This window comes from Paenibacillus barcinonensis, from assembly GCF_003217495.1.
In the GTDB taxonomy this organism is placed as follows: domain Bacteria; phylum Bacillota; class Bacilli; order Paenibacillales; family Paenibacillaceae; genus Paenibacillus; species Paenibacillus barcinonensis.
This window is the reverse complement of the sequence record NZ_QJSW01000008.1, coordinates 162164-181688: the sequence shown is the minus strand read 5'-3', so window position 1 is coordinate 181688 and position 19525 is coordinate 162164. Positions and strand designations below refer to the sequence as shown.

Below are 19525 nucleotides of genomic sequence, written 5' to 3'. Positions count from 1 at the left end.
GCTGGACAGGCAGTGGTCATCTTTTTTTGCTGTATCAATGAGGGATGGCTTGTAATCAAACCAAAACCAAAGAAGAAACCCCATGTAGTGAGGTTCCTTCGGTTTGGTCTGAACTTGCAGCGTGATTTAACCGCGCGTATATTTTTTTGCTCATATGAAGAGGATGTGACGTGCAATGCAAGTTTAGCCTTGATCCGAAGCCGGCTTGCCTGAAGGCGTTTCTTTTGGAAGGGCATGCTCAATGGCATCTCGCTGTACTTTATCCTCCAGTCCGCCCGGAAAGGAGGCTTCCGTGAATAGTCCAAAGTCGGGATCAATATCTCGCTCCGTGATCAGGTTATCCGGTTTATGGACTTGTCGTTCCTCGGCATGTTTGCTCACGATAACACCTCCCTGTTTCAGATCTTGTGCAGGCTGGCTTCTAGCGCGGCGGCAAAATGTTTCTTTCAGGCTTGGCATCAGCTCCGGCGCCATTCAAAAGATCTGTCCCGTGCAGGGCATCCGGGTCGGGTGCAGCCGGGTCCACCGGGCTGCCTGGCTGAAGCAGGTCTGCATCAGGTACAGATTCCAGCGGAGGCTCAGCCAGGCGGGATTCCAGATATTGTTCATCCATACGATCACGTTCTTCGTTGCTGATTGGCTTATCAGACATCAAGAGCACTTCCTTTCCTTTGAATGAATGGCTTGAACGATATGTTTTCAGTAATATCAAGCATGATATTATTCCCGAGAATGATATGTCTTATGTCAGTGTTAGCTAAAATTTGGGAAACACATACTTCACGAGGAAGTAGAGAAATCCAAAAAAGATAATGATATAGGCAGCATATTTAATAAAAGTGGAAGCAACCATGCTTGAATCCGATTTGTGCTGCACATCCTTATGTTCAACTTCTACCGTACGATGAGGCTCGTTCATCATAATCATCTCCTTGTTTGGTGAGAGTTTGCTTTGAGAAACCATTACACATGATGCAGCGGATTGAATCGTCTGACGTTGTTTTTAGAGCCATTGGTGATTGGGCTATGGTATGATGAAGTTTGGATATACAAGGAGGGGGAGCTTGTGGATTGGTTTACACTCGGTAATATGATTACACGTATTCGAATCGGACAAAAGGCCTCTACTCCCGGGTTCTCACGTACTGTTATTCGTCGACCGGATGGGCTGTTCTGGGTTGGGGGAATATGGTCCGGCCAGGTAGTCCAGTTACGTGATTTTCTGTTCTCTGATATATGGACCATCTATGATGATGAAGAGACGGAGCAGTGGCTTGAGTTCCGCACGAAAGTGGAGCAGATGGAACGTGAGATGATTGTGAATCAATATGAGGACCTGCGTGAGTAGTTTGTTTATATAACAATAAAATGGAAAAAAAACTATAAATCTACTTTAATGTGAATTTTGGAATCTAATAAGAAGGTGACATGATCAACCGTGGCGAATCCTATAGAAGGGATGCACGAGAGTAGAAAATAAACACTTTGAGGTGCTGTGAATGAGAAATGTGCCCAAAGCTATCATCATCCTGTGGATGACGATATGGATCATTCTGTTGCCACATGGGTTAGTGCTTGCTGCAACGGATCAGATTCAGCAGCCTGAAGCTATCACAGGATGGGAAGTAAAATGGGGAAATGCAAACGATCAGGGCTTCATCAGCGAAGTAATGGGCGAGGACGAGATTTGGGAGAAGCAGAGCGCTGACAGAGGTACAATCAGAAGCCTGGACAGGACCAAGCAACATGCCGGCTCCTTGTGGACGCGTCTAAAGCTCCCCACATTACAGGATGAAAGTTCAGCGATTCGTTTTGAGAATATTAAAGGGACGCATATCGTAATCTATCTTGAAGCTCGGAAAATATATGAGAACTATCATTATAATTACGATAATAATGCTGTATTTTTACCCTTATCTGTTGAAAATTCTGGGGATACACTCTACATATGGTCGCAAAACGAGAAAGGCTGGCTCGGCATACAAGGTGCTGTTGAGATTGGACCCTATGCCATGTTGCAGGAGAAATATATTCATAACGGTTTAATTGATGTTATTTTGGGTGCTACGTTTGTATTCACCTCACTTATTATGGTCAGCTGTACATTTTTCCTGGGTCAATTTCATAAAGGCTTGTGGATATCATTATGTGTAGTGATGGGTTCAATAGGAGTCATGGTGATAACGTACTCTCAGTTCCTGTATACATTCTATCAAGTTTATGGCGATCTGTATTCCCTTCTCTTTGATCTGTCCATGTTGCTGGGCATGCCTGCACTCTGTTATTTCTTTGAACAAATTATTGGTCCAGGGGTGTATGGCATATTTACCAAGCTACGCAAAATTCAATGGGCTTATTCTACTGTGGCCGTGCTCTCTTTGTTTATATACGTCATAACAGGCGGTCAATGGGACGGGTTATACAATTTGTTTGTGCAGCATGTCGTGGGCGTTGTGCTGGTAATCTTACTAACCATTCTGCTCGTTGGTACGATTGCCAAGGCATTGCAACGCAACCGTGAAGCTATCCTGTTAGCCTCCGGTTTTGGCACATTTTCTTTGATTAGTGTGCTTGAGCTGTTGTGGTACTATCAGCGCAATGGCACGTATCATCTGTTCTGGTGGAAGTGGTCTATGGTTGCATTTGTAATATCGTTGATTGCGATTTTGGGAAGTCGTTTTGCAGAAAAGCATAATAAAGTGCTGCAGTATTCCAAAGAGCTGGAATTGTTCAACAATGAGTTGCAACGATCTGAGAAAATGGAGATCATTAGTGAGCTTGCCGCTTCGGTAGCTCATGAGGTGCGTAATCCGCTTCAAGTAACGCGAGGCTTCCTTCAGCTTATGACCGAGCAGGAGGATAACAAAAATAAAGGATATGTGCGAATTGCACTGGAGGAACTTGATCGGGCTTCAGGTATTATTACTGATTTTCTGACCTTCGCAAAGCCTGAATTCGATCATATTGTATCGTTGAATATTTCGAATGAATTCGATCATATCGAAGGTATACTTGTACCGATGGCGAATCTGGAGGGCGGGAAAATAACGACGGATATTCCGCCAAACCTTCATATTCGAGGCAATTCCTCGAAATTCAAGCAGGCTTTTATCAATATTATTAAGAATAGCATCGAGGCCCTTCAGGGTGGGCAAGGTCAGATTGATATCTGGGCATACTCGCAGGAAGGCAAAGTCAAAGTACATGTTCGGGATAACGGAGAAGGCATGAGTGAGGAAGCTTTATCCCGTCTGGGAGAGCCTTACTTCTCTAATAAAATTAAAGGTACCGGATTAGGCATGATGGTGACCTTCCGTATCGTTGAAGCAATGAATGGACAGATCAGCTTTACAAGCACCAAAGGGGTAGGAACAGAAGCTGTGGTATCTTTTCCCGAGTTTATCGAATGATGAACTCGTCTGGGATACCCGGCTTAATGTTCTACCCCTGTTTTCTTTTATTACTATTAAATGTACTGCTAACAGAACTGTGAATCAGGTAAGGCTAGTCTCTCCACGGACCACAATTGACATCATAGTTTACTTTGGAAGGGTTGGGTGGAATGACCAGCACATAATCATTTTGTTGCTCCTCTACGGTACGGACCCTGATATGATCAGGAATCATGATACCGAATGCCTCGCGAAGCGCTTGCTTTGGATTGGAATGCAGTTGTTGTCTGAAGTTTTCGTCTGCCCAAGCCTTCTCAATAATGTCCTCGTGCAATGTTTTCTCTAATACCATCATAACCAACATTCCCTTCATATTTGAATTAAACCGAATCAGCATTCCCTTTATCGGGAAACTTAGATGAGGCTTCGCTGATCCAGTAGTGAAACCCGCCTTGATAAAGTCTTTTTTTGCGTTGCTTTATATCTAGAACAGCTTGTATTAATGCGCTGTGCAGATAAGAATTTAATACAATATATTGTGGTAATGCTGAGTTAGAAGATGTTAATACGCTTTTGAAATGAGATGCAATTTCGGCGTAGCTGTCCATGAAGTGTGAGTGATATACATGGTCGAGTATGGAATCGTGAACTGGGTGAGTAAGATAATCTTGATGGAGCGCAGCGGATATATGTGAGAGGTAGCTGTTGTAATTGCCATGCACAGCATCTTGTTTCATATCTGTGAAGTCATCCGTCATCTGAAGCGTCATCAGCACAATATTAAGTGCATCACAGATCGTAGAGATACGACCCGGTTGTTCTAACAGAAGTTGTGAGCCAATGGCACCAAGCTGTGAGGGTGAAGCTTTTTGGGCAATGAGAAGAGGGTTTAACTGAAAATAGTCGATGTGTCGTTCACCATTCACACTTACAGCCCATTCTTGAATAACTCGTCGGAAATGTACCCAGAATTCAGATGTGGGTTCAAATAACAAACTATAGAGCTGAAGAGCATCAAGATAATAGAGATTACCCACGGTAAGCTTGGCTACTGCATTCTCCTCAGGCTCATCCATAACATCGTCCATGTTCAGAAAATACAACATATGTAACAGACAGGCCGTGCTAAGCAGATGTGCTTTTTCCAAGGGCAGTCCATCCGTGTGGTGCATCCATAACGGCGTGATATAGCCGATGCAGCTCAGCCCAGAATCTTTTCTGACAGGATGAAGCTGATGGAGCTGTTCAAGTGCGTGCCTTGTCAATGACTCAGGGTATTGTCGAAGCTTGTCTTCTGCCGCAGCGAATACGGCTTCTATATCAGGGGTATACGGATCTAACCATTCTCGCCGTATCATCGAGCAACGTCCTTCCTGCCACGAAATAGGAATCGTATGTTGAGCTCCAGAAGTTACATCCAGTATAGCTCAAACGATTTGAAAAATATAGGATTTTTTGTGATCATTTGTGAAAAATTTGATGACATTTCGTATGATATAGCATAAAAAGCAGGAATTTAGGACCAAACTAGGATGTGTCTGAAAAATTTGAAGAAAGCGGCTACTGCTGAACTCTTCAGTAGATTTCAAGACATGCCCTAGGAAGGCAGAGAATATTTGACATAGGAAAGGCGGACGAAAGATGAGAACGAATTGGAGGATAGGAGTGGCAGCTGCAGTGGCTGCTATAATCATAACTGTAGTACCTGCACAGCATGTATTGGCTAGTCCTGCCGTGCCTGTGGAGCAGGGGAATGCAGCATCGACTGAATCAGCCATGCAGCATAAGAAGCCTTGTATTCATGCAGGTCATGGCCTGTTTATGATCGGTGAAACCGCAGAGCTGCTTGGCATCGGTCTTCGGGATCTGAAGCAGGAGATGCAGCTTGGACATACGCTTGCCCAGATAGCCAAGGAACACAAAGGGCTTACTGAACAGCAATTACTGCAAAAATTGAAACCTACGCTATCTGAGCGTCTGGATCAAGCTGTAGCAGATGGCTGTTTGACCAAAGAACAAGCGGCAGCCGCGAAAGCGGATATGGATGTGAAGCTGAAAAAAGTGGTGAACACTCCGCTTCGTGAATTACGACGAGAATTTGTGCGTCACGGTAAACATTCGATGGTGGATAAGGGAGCTATCGCACGTTATATCGGAATAACCCCAGAAGAGTTACAAAACGAGCTGCATGCCGGCAAATCGCTTGCTGAGATCGCTAAGACAAAGGGCATCAGTGAAGCACAGCTTGTGAATCAGCTAAAAGAGCAGCTGACGGGTGATTTGCAAAGGTTTGTTCGCCAAAAGCATCTGGAGCATCCGGTTCCGGTTCGGCCAGGTCATGTACCTGGAAGACCAGCAACAACCGATGTGAAATAGGAGCTGCGTATAGATTAACTTGAATGAAAATCTGCTGCTAATGCAAAGAGCACTCTACTAGGAATTCGTGGAGTGCTCTTTGCATTAGCCTGAATGGGAAGCCTGTCTTTTTATATGTGTCTGTGTGCCGCTAAGAGTATGGGATTCCTTGGATTTATTACGGATGCGTGATAACCCGACTGTAAAACGGGAGCCGGGAAGTTTGGACAGCCCCCGGCTGATGCCAAGCGCAGTAACAACTGTAACCGCAAATGACAATATCGTGATGGGTAAATGCCATCCGCTAAGGTGCAAAGGCCTTGTAAAGTATGCAATAACATAGATCACCAGAGCGTGCACCAGATAACCGCCAAAGGAATAACGTCCAATCCAGGCAAGCAGGCGTCTGAACCTCAGGTCTCTATCGCGTGATAGTGCCAGCAGACCATAGAACATAAGCATTTGAGCCATAATGATAATGAAAGTGCTCGGTTTAAGATAGGTCGAAATGTTAAGATTCATTGTATCTTCCGAACCGCGCAGTACATCATATCCAAGCCAGATATACATGACGATAAAAACGGTAATAGTCCAAGGTAGAGCCTTGGCAGTCCAGCTTCTCCAGCCTTCAACAGCCCAGGCGCATACGGCTCCAAGCAAAAAATAAAACCAATACATGATCCACGAATACGACCGATATTCTAGCAGACTAGACCAAGGCTCAGATAGTAGATCAGTCCAGCCGGACATATCATAATACGACCATTTCATAAGCAAGATGTACACTATGGCTGCGGAAAAAATGATGGCTAGTGTGATCTGCTTAGGAGAAAGATGGTCAGAGCGGTTGCTTTCCAACCGTTTACGAACAGCATGAGCCCCTGTTAAAAATAACGGGAACAGAATATAAAACTGGAATACCATCAGTACAAACCAAAGGTGATATGCCGTTTGCGGTAAAAACAGTTCCCTTATGAAGCTACCGAGGTCCGGCATGCCGGAGGACCAGAATGCAGGCGTGAACACACGAACAGCTAACCAATAGATCAGTGTCCATATGATAAAAGGCATATAAATATCACCAAACCGTTTTCTGATGAAGCGCACATAATTCGGCTTGGCATGGCGGTGATGATAGAACAACAGCACACCCGATAGAAAAACAAAGGTGGGTGTACCGAATCTTGTCAGGTGATAGATCATCGTTAACATGACGGCGTCGGGCTGTGCGATATCCGCCCGATAAATATATTCGGCAATGTTATGCTGCATGACGATTGCCAGAAAAGCTAATCCGCGTAGCTCAGTCCATTCGGCTATTTTAGGTTGTTTCATATCCATTCCTCCCTTATGGAGCCAGGGCCATCATATAAGACTACCCTTCAAACATTAAGGGAACATTAAATGACGAGATTAGAGGAACTAAAAAAAACGGCACAAGGCCGTCTCTTTAGTAGTGTTAAAGCATGATCATTCGTGTGCTGCAGATGCAGGTTCTTCGGCAGGCTGGAGGTCCTCCTCAAACAGCCTTTGAATGTAAGCTTGCAATTTGGGGACGTTCACACCAAGCACTTGGGCGTTGCCGGCACGTTCATTGGTCAAGAGTCTGTTTGGCGGAATCTGCTGCTGATGCATTTCGTTAACACGAATATCAAAGCCGAGTGAAGCAAGTTTCAGCATCTGTGTCGGGCTGAGATCGGTTTGAATATAAGGAGCTACGGCTTCCAGTATCTCCGGGATTTTGAAGAGCGAGGTGCTGCTCTGCATTTTTTTCGCCAGCTCGGTCATAAAGATGCGTTGTCGCTGTGTTCTTGTAAAATCGGATGTGGCATCATGCCGGAAGCGTACATATTGAAGGGCTGTGTTGCCGTCCATATGCTGCAATCCTTTTTTCAGGTCAATGTCATACATATGTTTATCCGCCTTGCTGGTATAGTACATATCTTTTTCAACATCAATATCAACCCCGCCCAGTGCATCAACTAGCGCCATGAAGCCGGTAAAGTCAGTGTAGACGTAATGCTGGATGGGAATGCCTAGCAGGTTGCTTACTGTTTGTTTGGTTAATTCGGCTCCCCCGTAGGAAAAAGCGGCGTTAAGACGGCTTTTGTGATGGCCCGGAATTTCAACATATGTATCACGCAGCACGGAGAACAGATGCGCTTTTTTGGAAACCGGATCAATGGAAGCGATCATCACCGAGTCTGAGCGCCCCGCATCATCACCTCGGGAATCACCGCCAATTAGTAAAATGTTGACCCGTTCTTGTCCCTCCCACTTAGGGATTTCGACCAGGGACGCATTCGAGTTTCCATCCTTGTCTGAACCAGCGTTGGAGGACGATGAAGCACTGGACATCGTTGAGATGCTATTGGCAAAATGAACAATGGAATATCCGTAGTAGATTATGATACCTGTTACAGCGAGTGCCAAGGTCAGAGCTGTTCCCCACAACCATCTTTTAAACATTATCTTCACCTTTCTTATGTAAAAACTGATTAATATCCAAACTAGTTTAACAAAAAGAAAGTGAAATGTCCTCTTTAATTCCGAAAAATAGACAATAGTATGGTTTAACCGACAATTTGTTTTCAATGGAATGGCATTACATACAATGCGATATTTTAGTTCATATTTTCACCTTCCCATTCCTGTATTTTATCTCCTTTGTTTCGCTTAATTATCCTTGTTATACGAAATTTTGTAGCTTGCCGATGTCATGTATTCAATTGTGGAACATACATGTCGATATATTATATAGATGTATTAGTTTAACGCGTCAAGTTGGAGGAGTGGGAAGATGGAGAAGGTACGGGGGAACGTCAGGGGTAAAATAAAGTTTACTATTAGGGGGAAGTTGTTAACTGGTTTTTCAATTGTTTTAGTATTGCTTATCTTTCTTAGTGTGTACACCTTAGTTTCAGTTTTCACAATGGCTGATCGCTCTCGCGAGATCAACAAAACTTCGATGCCGAGTGTGAGTCTGCTTGGGATTATGAATGGTGATGTCTCGGACGTAGAACGGCTGGCACTTGCAGTAATCGTAGAGCAGGATACAAACCAAACCGAGAAGCTGAAAGAGTCGTTAGACGTGGTGCTTGCCAAAATTGAGGATGAGCGTAAAGAATTGGTTACCTTAGTAAAGGGAGATACTGAGGCGGAGAAGTTGTATGCGCAGTTCTCCACGAATTATGATAGTTATTTACAGAAGCTGTCGTCATTCATCGAATATGGTCTGAAAAATGACTATCTTGCAGCCAGCAAGCTGCACACAGAGGCATACCCGCTATGGTATAGCGCTAATGACAGCATTACAAAGCTGATTAACCTTGGCAATAATGGAGCAAAAGAACTGGCAACTGAATCTGTTCACCTTGCCGAGAATACATTTAATGTCATTTTGAGTGTGGCGATTGTCGCAACACTGCTTGCAGTGATTATTGCATTCTTCATTGCAGGTATGATCTCACGTCCGATCAAAAAGATGACGGAAGCTGCTTCGGCAATTGCTGAAGGCGATCTTACAGGTGAGAGCATTGTATTGAAAAACAGAGATGAGCTAGGCATTCTTGCTACAGCGTTTAATACGATGAGTGCGAATCTTCGTTCCATGATTCAGTCCGTATCGGAGACATCCGAACAGGTTGCAGCTTCATCTGAAGAACTGTTAGCCAGCGCTGAGCAGAATACGAGAGCTTCGGAGCAGATCACCGAGACGGTTGAAGAATTATCTGTGGGCACAACCAATCAGGTGGACATCGTGAAGCGTTCATCCCAGGCGATGAACGAGATGGCTCTTGGCTCTGAACAGATTGCGGAGCTGGCTCAAAGTGTATCGGTGTCTGCTGTGGACGCAGCGAATCAATCTGCGGAAGGCAACAGAATTATTCAGCAGGCAGTGGAGCAGATGGGAACCGTTCGTAACTCCATCGCATCACTGAGAGAGCTGGTTACAGGGCTCGGTGAGCGTTCAGCCGAGATCGGCACGATTACTGAAGTGATCAATAACATTGCGCGGCAAACCAATCTGCTTGCCTTGAATGCTGCGATTGAAGCTGCGCGTGCAGGCGAGCATGGACGAGGTTTTGCTGTCGTTGCGGGAGAAGTACGCAAGCTGGCTGAAGAATCTTCAGCTTCGGCTCAACAAATTTCAGAGATTGTTGGTCTGATCCAGCAGGATACAAACCATGCTGTTGAGGCTGTGAAGGTGAACAGTAATGAAACAGAAGCAGGAATCGAGCTGGTTGCTGCAGCCGGACAAGCCTTTGAACAGATCTCAGGAGCCGCCAATAAGGTAGCAGGAGAGATTGAAGAAGTATCAGCTGGTTCTGAGGAAATGTCAGCAAGTACGAATGAGGTCGTAAGTTATGTGAGCCAGATTTCGAACATTGCGGGAGAAGCGGCAGGCTCCGCGCACAACGTATCTGCTGCAACACAAGAGCAGCTTGCATCCATGGAAGAGATTGCTTCTTCCGCCAGCCTGTTGTCCAAGATGGCTGAGGAATTGCAGGGTCAAGTCAACAAATTCAGAGTATAGCTTTCAAATACAAAGAAGAAAAGAGCTGTTTCTCCCGAAACTTTCGGTGAAGAAACAGCTTTTTTGTCATAACACGCAATCCGAAGGTCACAACAATGTTATTTCAGAAGTCACCAATGTTGATATTGCAAGTTACACAAAAGACTATAATGGTAATTAATGGTGGAAGTTATATAGAGTTACCACCATAGAGAGGAGCGCATGTACTTCGTCAATTACAGGTATTCAAGCGGAACTTTCAAGAAAAGGAGATGAATAGTAACAATGAAAGGGAGCTGGTGGAGACGAGTTGCTATAGTGACATTATCGGCAGGGCTGCTGGCAGGGAGCTTTTCTATGAATACAGGATTACGTCAGGCGGATGCGGCCGCTGGAGATCATAATTATGCCGAAGCTCTTCAGAAGGCAATTTATTTCTATGAAGCGCAGCGGTCAGGCCCATTACCTGCGAATAATCGGGTTGAATGGCGTGGTGACTCAGGAATGCAGGACGGGGCGGATGTTGGCGTAGATCTTACCGGCGGTTGGTATGATGCGGGGGATCACGTGAAATTTGGTTTTCCGATGGCCGCTTCAGCCACGATGCTTGCATGGTCTGTAGTGGAATACGCGGATGGTTATGAACAAGCCGGACAATTGGAGGAGATCAAGGATAATATACGCTGGGCAACCGACTATTTTATGAAAGCGCATACGAAGCCAAACGAATTATGGGGACAAGTCGGAGCAGGTAATACGGATCATGCCTGGTGGGGACCTGCGGAGGTCATGCAAATGAACCGTCCTTCGTTCAAGATTGATGCGTCCTGTCCGGGAAGTGATTTGGCGGCAGAAACGGCTGCTGCACTTGCGGCTTCCTCCATCGTGTTTGCAGATAGTGACCCGGTATACTCGGCGAAGCTGCTCCAGCATGCGAAAGAATTGTACAACTTTGCAGATACATATCGGGGAAAATATACCGATTGTATTACCGATGCTGCTGCGTTCTATAATTCCTGGACCGGGTATGAGGATGAGCTGGCATGGGGCGGAGCATGGCTTTATTTAGCGACAAATGATAACGCTTACTTGTCCAAAGCGCTTTCTGCTGCAGATCGCTGGTCTACGAGTGGTGGCTCGGCTAACTGGCCGTATACCTGGACACAGGGCTGGGATAGCAAGCATTATGGTGCCCAGATTCTTCTTGCCCGGATAACTTCCAATCTGAATATGCCGGAAGCAACAAAGTTCATTCAGTCTACCGAACGAAATCTGGATTACTGGACGGTGGGTACGAATGGAGGGCGTGTCAAATATACCCCTGGAGGTTTGGCTTGGCTTGACCAATGGGGTTCACTCCGATATGCGGCGAATGCAGCCTTTATCTCATTTGTATATTCCGATTGGGTCAGTGACCCTGTGAAAAAATCCAGATATCAAAATTTTGCTACTTCACAGATCAATTACATTTTAGGGGATAACCCTCGTCAGAGCAGCTACGTTGTCGGGTATGGGCAAAATTCACCGCAGCATCCCCATCACCGTACCGCTCATAGCTCATGGATGAATAATGAGGACATCCCGGCAAATCACCGCCATATTTTATACGGTGCGATGGTGGGAGGACCGAATGCGTCAGATCAATATACCGATGATATCGGAGATTATGTGAGCAATGAGGTAGCAACGGATTACAATGCAGGATTTACCGGAGCACTTGCGAAGATGAATCTGCTGTACGGACAGAATCATCAGCCGCTTGCGAACTTCCCTGCACCGGAGGTCAAAGGTGACGAGTATTTTGTGGAGGCCGCTGTACGCTCATCCGGCTCCAATTATACGGAAATTCGCGCATTGCTTAACAACCGTTCAGGTTGGCCTGCACGTATGGGCGATCAGCTTTCGTTCAAATATTTCCTGGATTTGAGCGAGGTATATGCTGCGGGACGCACCGTATCTGATGTTCAGGTTACTGTCTCGTCTAGCGAAGGGGCAACCGTGTCACAGCCTGTTGTGGTGGATGCCGCCAAGCGGATCTATGCCATTACGGCCAATTTCAGCAACACCAAAATCTACCCTGGCGGGGAAGGGAATTATCGCAAAGAAGTTCAGTTCCGAATTACAGGACCACAGGGGGCATGGAATCCAGCTAATGATCCGTCCTACCAGAACCTTACGACAGGCAATCCGGTGAAAAGTAATTACATTCCTGTCTACGATGCCGGAGTGAAGGTGTCTGGACAGGAGCCGGGAGTAACACCTGTTGCTGTTCCAGCTGCTCCTGCCGGTGTGCAGGCGGTAGCCGGGAATAGCCAAGTTGCGCTGAACTGGTCAGCTTCTGCAGGAGCTGTATCGTATACAGTAAAGCGTGCCGAGGTTAGCGGAGGTCCTTACACTACCGTGGCAGCTGGGGTGAACGGACTGACTTACACCAATACAGGACTAACGAATGGCAAAACGTATTATTACGTAGTGACCGCCGTGAATTCCGCCGGGGAATCCCCAGCTTCTGTTCAGGTGTCAGGTATGCCTCAAGCGGCAACGACTGTGCCTGGAGCAGTGACATTAAGCGGAACAGCGGGCAATAACCAAAACATGTTGTCCTGGACCGCAGCATCAGGGGCATCGAGCTACACGGTGCAACGTGCTGTTGCAGGCGGTACGTATACTGATGTGGCAACTGGATTGGCTGTGCTGAACTACAACGACACGACCGCCCTTAATGGAACGTCATACAGTTATCGCGTGGCTGCTGTAAACGCAAGCGGGCAGACGTTGTCCAACGTAGTTATGCTGACACCATCCGGGCCACCTGTCTCGACAGGTACGCTTGAGGTGCAGTATCGAAGCGGGGGTTCAGGCAATTCCAGCAATGCAGTTACTCCGCAATTCAATCTGAAGAATACCGGCACACAGGCGATTGATCTGAGTACGGTGAAAATTCGTTATTACTTTACCAAAGACGGCACGGAGGAGCTGTCCTTCTGGTGTGATTATGCGCAGGTGGGCTCAGCGAACGTACAAGGAATGTTTGTAGCAGTGAATCCGGCGAAAGGTACAGCGGATACGTATGTGGAGATCAGCTTCACCTCTGGAGCAGGAAGTTTGGCTGCGGGGGCAGAGACAGGCGTTATTCAGACACGTTTTTCCAAAAACAACTGGAGTGCGTTTGATCAAAGCAATGACTATTCCTATGATGCTTCCAAAACGGCTTTTGCTGCCTGGAACAAGGTGACGGCGTATCAGGGCAATACCCAGGTATGGGGGCTGGAGCCATAAACCAATGCATACAGGTGCAAGTGCAGGTGCAGGTGCAGGTGCGAAAGGCTGAACAATATTTCAAAATTGAATAGCTCAAAGGTGGAGCAATCAAAAGAACAGACGACCAGCATTGATATTATTTTTCACTATTCCAGGGAGGTATATATTCATGTTGAAAACAGCTGCAAAAAAGAGTTTAACTGCCATGCTGGCGGGAACTGTTATGCTGACCGGTTACACGGGACTCTGGACCGGCTCTCAAACGGCGCATGCTTCCGATCAGGCGATTGAAATTCAGGCAGATGGCATTAACGAAGCACGCTTTCTGCAATTATATGCACAGTTGAAGGACCCGGCGAACGGGTACTTCTCTGCCGAAGGGATTCCGTATCACTCCATTGAAACGCTGCTGAGTGAGGCCCCGGATTACGGACATATGTCTACTTCAGAAGCATACAGCTACTGGTTATGGCTTGAAACGATGTATGGTCACTACACGGGAGACTGGTCTAAACTTGAAGCAGCCTGGGATAACATGGAGAAGTATATTATCCCGGTCAATGAAGGCGACGGTAATGAAGAACAGCCAACAATGAGCAAGTACAATCCGAACAGTCCTGCAACCTATGCAGCGGAGAAACCATTCCCTGATCAATATCCATCCAATCTCAATGGTCAATATGCGGCAGGGAAGGACCCGTTAGATGCCGAGCTCAAGGCAACCTATGGCAACAACCAGACGTATCTGATGCACTGGCTGATTGACGTGGATAACTGGTATGGGTACGGCAATCTGCTGAATCCTTCCCATACGTCAACATATGTGAATACATTCCAGCGCGGTGAGCAGGAGTCGGTGTGGGAAGCAATCCCTCATCCGTCACAGGATGATAAGTCCTTCGGAAAAGCAGGGGAAGGTTTCATGAGCTTGTTTACGAAGGAAAGCCAGGCACCATCAGCACAGTGGCGTTATACGAACGCAACGGATGCAGATGCACGTGCAGTTCAAGTGCTGTATTGGGCAAAAGAGATGGGCTACAACAATTCGGAGTATCTGGATAAAGCGAAAAAGATGGGCGATTTTCTGCGGTATGGCATGTACGATAAGTATTTCCAGAAGGTTGGAAGTGCTAAAAATGGTACACCTACGCCGGGTACTGGCAAGGATTCCAACATGTATCTGATGGCTTGGTACACGTCATGGGGCGGTGGTCTGGGCCAAGGTGGAGACTGGGCTTGGCGTATCGGAGCGAGCCATACTCACCAGGCTTATCAAAACCCGGTTGCAGCTTATGCATTGTCTGATCCGGCAGGAGGTCTGATCCCGGATTCACCTACAGCAAAAGCGGACTGGAATGCTACGCTGAAGCGCCAGCTGGAATTCTACACATGGCTGCAATCCCATGAAGGTGCTGTCGGCGGCGGGGCAACAAACAGTATCGGTGGTTCCTACGCAGCATATCCGGCAGGGGTCAGCACATTCTATGACATGGCCTATCAGGAAGCACCTGTATATCGTGACCCGGACTCCAATACGTGGTTTGGATTCCAGGCATGGCCGCTGGAGCGTGTAGCGGAAATGTATTATATCCTGGCAGAGAGCGGCGACCTGACTTCAGAGAATTTCCAGATGGCCAAGAAGGTTATTACGAAGTGGGTTGACTGGACGAAGGATTATGTGTTTGTCGGGGAGCGTCCTGTAACGGATGCCCAAGGGTACTATTTAAACGCGGCTGGGCAGCGGATTCTTGGTGGAACGAATGCTCAGGTAGCAACGACACCGGCTCCAGGTGAGTTCTGGATTCCAGGTGGCCAGGAATGGCAAGGGCAGCCGGATAAATGGAATGGATTCAGCACCTACACAAATAACCCTAACTTCCATGCCATAACCAAAGATCCGGTGCAGGATACCGGCGTACTGGGCAGTTATATCAAAGCGTTGACGTTCTTCGCCGCTGGAACTGAAGCAGAGAACGGTACGCTGAGCGCGAAAGGGCAGGAAGCGAAGGACCTGGCTCAGAGCTTGCTGGATACTGCTTGGGATTACAATGATGGTGTGGGGATTGTGACAGAGGAGGAGCGTAAGGATTACTTCCGCTACTTTGCGAAAGAGATCTATCTCCCTGCAAACTGGTCGGGTACGTTTGGTCAAGGAAACACCATTCCGGGTACAGCAGGTGTACCTTCTGATCCGGCCAAAGGCGGAAACGGTGTGTACATCGGCTATTCCGATCTGCGTCCAGCGATCAAACAAGACCCGGCATGGGCTTATCTGGATAACAAGTACAAAACATCTTACAACCCAACCACGAAGCAGTGGGAAAATGGTGCACCGACCTTTACGTATCACCGTTTCTGGTCACAGGTCGATATGGCTACCGCTTATGGTGAATTCGATCGACTCCTTGGCGACAGCAGCACGCCAGGAGTTCAGGTGCCAGCCGCGCCTGCCGGGGTAACCGCTGCTGGCGGGGATAAGCAGGTTGTGTTGAGCTGGAATGCAGCTGCAGGAGCGACTTCATACAGTGTGAAACGCGCAACAGTAAACGGTGGTCCTTACACCTCCGTAGCGACTGGAGTTACAGGCTCTACCTTTACTGACACCGGACTGACGAATGGAACAGCATATTATTATGTAATTACAGCAGTCAACAGTGCTGGGGAATCTGCACCATCAGCACAGGTTACGGCAACACCGCAGGCTGGCGTGACCGTGCCGGGTGTATTTACCCTGAGTGGAATGGCTGGAGATGCACAGGCTGTGCTGAACTGGACGGCCTCGACCGGAGCAGCAACGTATACGGTGCAGCGCTCGACAGGCACGGGGGCATATGCCAACCTTGCAACAGGTTTGACGGCATTAACCTATACCGATACAACGGCAGTGAACGGCACAGCCTACAATTATAGAGTTGTTGCGACCAATGCGAGTGGTCAGACCAACTCCAACGTCGTTGTGCTGACACCGATGGCTGCTCCGATCTCAACGGGAACGCTGGAAGTGCAGTATCGCAATGGAGGGTCCAGTGCTTCAGGTAATGCAATTACGCCGCAATTTAATCTGAAAAATACAGGTACAACGGCAATTGATCTGAGTAAGGTGAAGGTTCGTTATTATTTCACGAAGGACAGCGCAGCGGACATGAGCTTCTGGTGTGACTATGCACAGCTTGGCAGTGCCAATGTGCAGGGCAGCTTTGTCGCTGTAAATCCGGCGAAGGGCACGGCAGATACGTATCTGGAGCTTAGTTTCTCCGCAGGGGCTGGCAGCTTGGCAGCCGGTGCAGAGACTGGCATCATCCAGACCCGTTTCTCAAAGAACAACTGGACGAATTTTGATCAATCGAATGACTATTCCTTCAATGCTACTCAAACTGCATTTGGTGCCTGGACCAAAGTGACAGCGTATCAGGACGGTGCGAAAGTGTGGGGAATGGAGCCATAATCAGCAATAGATGATGAAGTGCCGTGCTGGTTTCAGGAATTGGGGACGGGAACCGTCAGGCCCATGATTACAATCTTTATGGAGATGAGCAAGCTGAAGGCCGGGGAGAAATCCCCGGTTTTTCATGCATGAAAATACTTATATTTTCAAATGTGAAGGAGATATTCCAGTTAGAAGTGAAATGAAACGTAGTAATGTTTTCCAATTGGGCTGAAGTGAAATATTAAAATCTAGTTCGCAGGTTGCATAACCGGGCGACAGAAGGAGCGCTAGACCGAAACGTAGAAATCTAAGGTATATCAATTGGTTACAATAATTTAACCTTTGAATCCGGGTGGTGTGTGTTCTATTTTTCCAGTGAAAGAACGTTTTCCCTGATGCTATGTGCTCAAGCCTGGTTAAATCCTTGCAGGACTTTGGGCTGATGAACGTTATGGAATGCCCGTTTACAATAAGGCGAGCCGGAAGGATGCCTTCCTGGTTAAAATTCTGTAACATCCGGAGGGACACGACATCATGAACTGGAAGAATACCATTGTTACGGCAAGTGTAACGGCAGCTATGCTGATGGGAAGTCTAACAACGGCAGCACTCACAGGACAGGTATCCGCAGCAGCGGCAGATCAATCCAAAGCACAAGTCATCTGGGGTGTAAACCTTCGAATCTCACCAACGACATCCGCAAAAGTTATTCGTATGGTTTCCAAAGGAGAAACGGTAACTGTGCTGGAGCAATCCGGTTCAGATTGGTATAAAATCAAAGATTCAGCTAATCGGACAGGCTATATCTCATCCTCCTCCAAATACACACAGCCGGTCAGTAAGGATGCAGCAACAGTGAACAAGGGGACCGTTAGCGACTCGAGCAACTCAGGTTCCAGCATTGCTAATGCAAATAATGGTACAGCAATCAAAGGGAATGCGGCCGTAGAGAAGGTAATTGCGGCAGGCATGAAATATATGGGAACGCCTTATAAGTACGCAGCGGACCGCAATAGCACGGCGGTGTTTGACTGCTCCAGCTTTGTACGTCGGGCTTTCATTGATGGACTGGGCATCACACTTCCTGCTGATTCACGCCAGCAAGGAGAGTATGTGAAGAAGAAAGGTAAGGTTACGACCCATTGGAAGAACCTGAAGCGCGGTGATCTGATGTACTTTATGTCTTATAAAGGCACCTCGGCTTCAGCTTACAAAGGGATCAACAAATCAAAGGAAACGATCACACATACGGGTATTTATCTGGGTAACGGTAAAATACTGCATACATATTCCAACGCTGGCGGTGGTGTGACGATTAGTGATATTGCCGGCAAGCATTGGGAATACCGTTTCCTGTATGGCGGAAGTGCGCTGTAGGACAAGCTCACAGGCCTGTCTGCTGGGTGTCTGCTACGAGAGAATGTATGGCAGAGCTCGAACCGAATGAAGCGGGCTGCTAAGCTCATAGCATTATAAAAAACACCTTTCATTACCCTGGAATAAGGGCAAATGAAAGGTGTTTTTGTGCTTTCTTTTTACAGGGCTGGAATGCCATCGTGATAGAAGAGTCGGAATAAAATATCCTGATTGTAGTTGCCAAATCCCTCACCGTATAGCGTCATACCGCCTACATGACGGGCATCCTCTTCTACAGAAAGCCGCAAGGTCCACTGATTGCGTTCTACGGGAATATCTGCGAGTGTAATGCTTGATAGATGCTGTCCATCAATAAAGGTGCCTTCATGAGTTATACGTAGCACTTTAAGCATGCCGTACTGATTGACAATATCACTCCACCAGTCAGGTGTGAAGATACCACGTCCATTGCCGGAGTCACCCGGACTGGTCCACTCACCCAACCGAATGCCGTTCAGTGTGAACGTAATGTCGGAGGGCCAGTTGGGATTGACTGAGGGGGCCTCTGAGCCAATCTCCAGTGATATTTCAATAGCATCTATCAGCTGTCCGGTCAGCATATAGTTCGGAATTTTATATTCGACAAACCCATGGCCAAACCACAGGATGTGGGCGTGCATGCGGTCGGGGTCCAGAAAGTAGCGAGCATCATCATACTGTCCGATTACATGGGTGGAGGTAGCTAAGCCGCATGTAGGATACACGTCAAAATGGGTGTAATGTCCGACAGGAATGGAAACCTCGTGAAACTTGCGCGTGATGCCGCTCTCTTGTGGCATGGAGATGCCAATCCAGTCCACAGCCAGGCTGTTCATTTTATGCGTGCCGCCGTCCTTGCGAACCATTTTGGATTGAATGATGCCAACGTCCTGAAGCTTGCGGACATGCATGGTGACAATAGCACTGCTTAGCCCCAGCGAGGCTGCAAGGTCTTTCACATTCATTGGCGTCTCCGCGACAAGACGGATAATCTGCAAACGGACTTCACTTGCCAGTGCTTCATATAGTGGGAGCCATTCGGCGTCGGTATTTGCTCTAATCACAGGTGTTCCTCCAATTTTATTTATAGAATTAAGTTAAACATAAATTCATGAAAAAGAATAATGTTTTCTGATTTTTTGGTTGAAATATGTGGTGTTATAGACTTTAATATAAATA

At 47.0% G+C, this 19525-nt stretch carries 16 protein-coding genes; 8 read left to right on the top strand and 8 right to left on the bottom strand.

Going from position 1 to position 19525, the window contains the following annotated elements; translation table 11 throughout:
* Positions 1 to 183 precede the first annotated feature (183 nt).
* The 3 genes from DFQ00_RS14675 to DFQ00_RS29215 form a co-directional block, all read right to left on the bottom strand.
* On the bottom strand, positions 184 to 381 hold the full coding sequence (locus DFQ00_RS14675) for a hypothetical protein (RefSeq protein WP_110897225.1): 198 nt from the start codon (positions 379 to 381) through the stop codon (positions 184 to 186).
* A gap of 40 nt (positions 382 to 421) precedes the next feature.
* Positions 422 to 652, bottom strand: a complete 231-nt coding sequence (locus DFQ00_RS14670; protein ID WP_110897224.1) for a hypothetical protein — start codon at positions 650 to 652, stop codon at positions 422 to 424.
* A gap of 105 nt (positions 653 to 757) precedes the next feature.
* On the bottom strand, positions 758 to 919 hold the full coding sequence (locus tag DFQ00_RS29215; protein ID WP_017690239.1) for a hypothetical protein: 162 nt from the start codon (positions 917 to 919) through the stop codon (positions 758 to 760).
* Positions 920 to 1066: 147 nt separating this feature from the next.
* Here DFQ00_RS29215 and DFQ00_RS14665 point away from each other — a divergent pair, with 147 nt between their 5' ends.
* Together DFQ00_RS14665 and DFQ00_RS14660 are read left to right on the top strand one after the other, a co-directional pair.
* Positions 1067 to 1348: a hypothetical protein gene (locus DFQ00_RS14665; RefSeq protein ID WP_110897223.1), complete on the top strand. Its 282-nt coding sequence runs from the start codon at positions 1067 to 1069 to the stop codon at positions 1346 to 1348.
* Between the two features lie 187 nt (positions 1349 to 1535).
* Positions 1536 to 3410 carry a sensor histidine kinase gene (locus DFQ00_RS14660; RefSeq protein WP_244213849.1) on the top strand — a complete coding sequence of 625 codons (1875 nt, stop codon included), beginning with the start codon at positions 1536 to 1538 and terminating at the stop codon, positions 3408 to 3410.
* 94 nt (positions 3411 to 3504) lie between these two features.
* Here DFQ00_RS14660 and DFQ00_RS14655 read toward each other — a convergent pair whose 3' ends face one another.
* Positions 3505 to 3765: an NHLP leader peptide family RiPP precursor gene (locus tag DFQ00_RS14655; RefSeq protein ID WP_244213848.1), complete on the bottom strand. Its 261-nt coding sequence runs from the start codon at positions 3763 to 3765 to the stop codon at positions 3505 to 3507.
* A gap of 7 nt (positions 3766 to 3772) precedes the next feature.
* A complete protein-coding gene (locus DFQ00_RS14650) occupies positions 3773 to 4750 on the bottom strand; it encodes a hypothetical protein (RefSeq protein WP_110897220.1) in 978 nt (325 codons plus the stop codon).
* 307 nt (positions 4751 to 5057) lie between these two features.
* Between DFQ00_RS14650 and DFQ00_RS14645 the strand changes: the two genes are divergently transcribed.
* Positions 5058 to 5768, top strand: coding sequence for a hypothetical protein (locus DFQ00_RS14645; RefSeq protein ID WP_110897219.1), 711 nt, complete (start codon positions 5058 to 5060; stop codon positions 5766 to 5768).
* A gap of 84 nt (positions 5769 to 5852) precedes the next feature.
* Here the strand turns inward: DFQ00_RS14645 and DFQ00_RS14640 are convergent, their stop codons facing one another.
* Complete coding sequence (locus DFQ00_RS14640; protein WP_110897218.1) at positions 5853 to 7082, bottom strand: acyltransferase; 1230 nt, start codon at positions 7080 to 7082, stop codon at positions 5853 to 5855.
* A 135-nt stretch (positions 7083 to 7217) separates the two neighbouring features.
* Positions 7218 to 8216, bottom strand: coding sequence for an LCP family protein (locus DFQ00_RS14635; protein WP_110897217.1), 999 nt, complete (start codon positions 8214 to 8216; stop codon positions 7218 to 7220).
* Positions 8217 to 8547: 331 nt separating this feature from the next.
* Between DFQ00_RS14635 and DFQ00_RS14630 the strand changes: the two genes are divergently transcribed.
* The 5 genes from DFQ00_RS14630 (at position 8548) to DFQ00_RS14615 (ending at position 18328) form a co-directional block, all read left to right on the top strand.
* On the top strand, positions 8548 to 10284 hold the full coding sequence (locus tag DFQ00_RS14630; RefSeq protein ID WP_244213847.1) for a methyl-accepting chemotaxis protein: 1737 nt from the start codon (positions 8548 to 8550) through the stop codon (positions 10282 to 10284).
* 336 nt (positions 10285 to 10620) lie between these two features.
* Entirely contained in the window at positions 10621 to 13542 is a 2922-nt protein-coding gene (locus DFQ00_RS14625) for a glycoside hydrolase family 9 protein (RefSeq protein ID WP_244213846.1), read from the top strand.
* A 151-nt stretch (positions 13543 to 13693) separates the two neighbouring features.
* Positions 13694 to 16969, top strand: coding sequence for a glycoside hydrolase family 48 protein (locus DFQ00_RS14620; protein ID WP_110897215.1), 3276 nt, complete (start codon positions 13694 to 13696; stop codon positions 16967 to 16969).
* 23 nt (positions 16970 to 16992) lie between these two features.
* Complete coding sequence (locus tag DFQ00_RS29525) at positions 16993 to 17154, top strand: hypothetical protein (protein WP_208643786.1); 162 nt, start codon at positions 16993 to 16995, stop codon at positions 17152 to 17154.
* A 331-nt stretch (positions 17155 to 17485) separates the two neighbouring features.
* Positions 17486 to 18328, top strand: a complete 843-nt coding sequence (locus DFQ00_RS14615; RefSeq protein WP_110897214.1) for a C40 family peptidase — start codon at positions 17486 to 17488, stop codon at positions 18326 to 18328.
* Between the two features lie 158 nt (positions 18329 to 18486).
* On the opposite strand, the gene DFQ00_RS14610 is transcribed toward DFQ00_RS14615, so the two are convergent.
* Positions 18487 to 19407 carry an ArsR/SmtB family transcription factor gene (locus DFQ00_RS14610; protein WP_425271028.1) on the bottom strand — a complete coding sequence of 307 codons (921 nt, stop codon included), beginning with the start codon at positions 19405 to 19407 and terminating at the stop codon, positions 18487 to 18489.
* Positions 19408 to 19525: the final 118 nt, after the last annotated feature.

Coding starts and splice junctions, on each gene's coding strand:
- DFQ00_RS14670 (WP_110897224.1), bottom strand. CDS start 652: ATGTCTGATAAGCCAATCAGCAACGAAGAACGTGATCGTATGGATGAA.
- DFQ00_RS29215 (WP_017690239.1), bottom strand. CDS start 919: ATGAACGAGCCTCATCGTACGGTAGAAGTTGAACATAAGGATGTGCAG.
- DFQ00_RS14660 (WP_244213849.1), top strand. CDS start 1,536: ATGACGATATGGATCATTCTGTTGCCACATGGGTTAGTGCTTGCTGCA.
- DFQ00_RS14655 (WP_244213848.1), bottom strand. CDS start 3,765: ATGAAGGGAATGTTGGTTATGATGGTATTAGAGAAAACATTGCACGAG.
- DFQ00_RS14650 (WP_110897220.1), bottom strand. CDS start 4,750: ATGATACGGCGAGAATGGTTAGATCCGTATACCCCTGATATAGAAGCC.
- DFQ00_RS14640 (WP_110897218.1), bottom strand. CDS start 7,082: ATGAAACAACCTAAAATAGCCGAATGGACTGAGCTACGCGGATTAGCT.
- DFQ00_RS14635 (WP_110897217.1), bottom strand. CDS start 8,216: ATGTTTAAAAGATGGTTGTGGGGAACAGCTCTGACCTTGGCACTCGCT.
- DFQ00_RS14630 (WP_244213847.1), top strand. CDS start 8,548: ATGGAGAAGGTACGGGGGAACGTCAGGGGTAAAATAAAGTTTACTATT.
- DFQ00_RS14625 (WP_244213846.1), top strand. CDS start 10,621: ATGAATACAGGATTACGTCAGGCGGATGCGGCCGCTGGAGATCATAAT.
- DFQ00_RS14620 (WP_110897215.1), top strand. CDS start 13,694: ATGTTGAAAACAGCTGCAAAAAAGAGTTTAACTGCCATGCTGGCGGGA.
- DFQ00_RS14615 (WP_110897214.1), top strand. CDS start 17,486: ATGAACTGGAAGAATACCATTGTTACGGCAAGTGTAACGGCAGCTATG.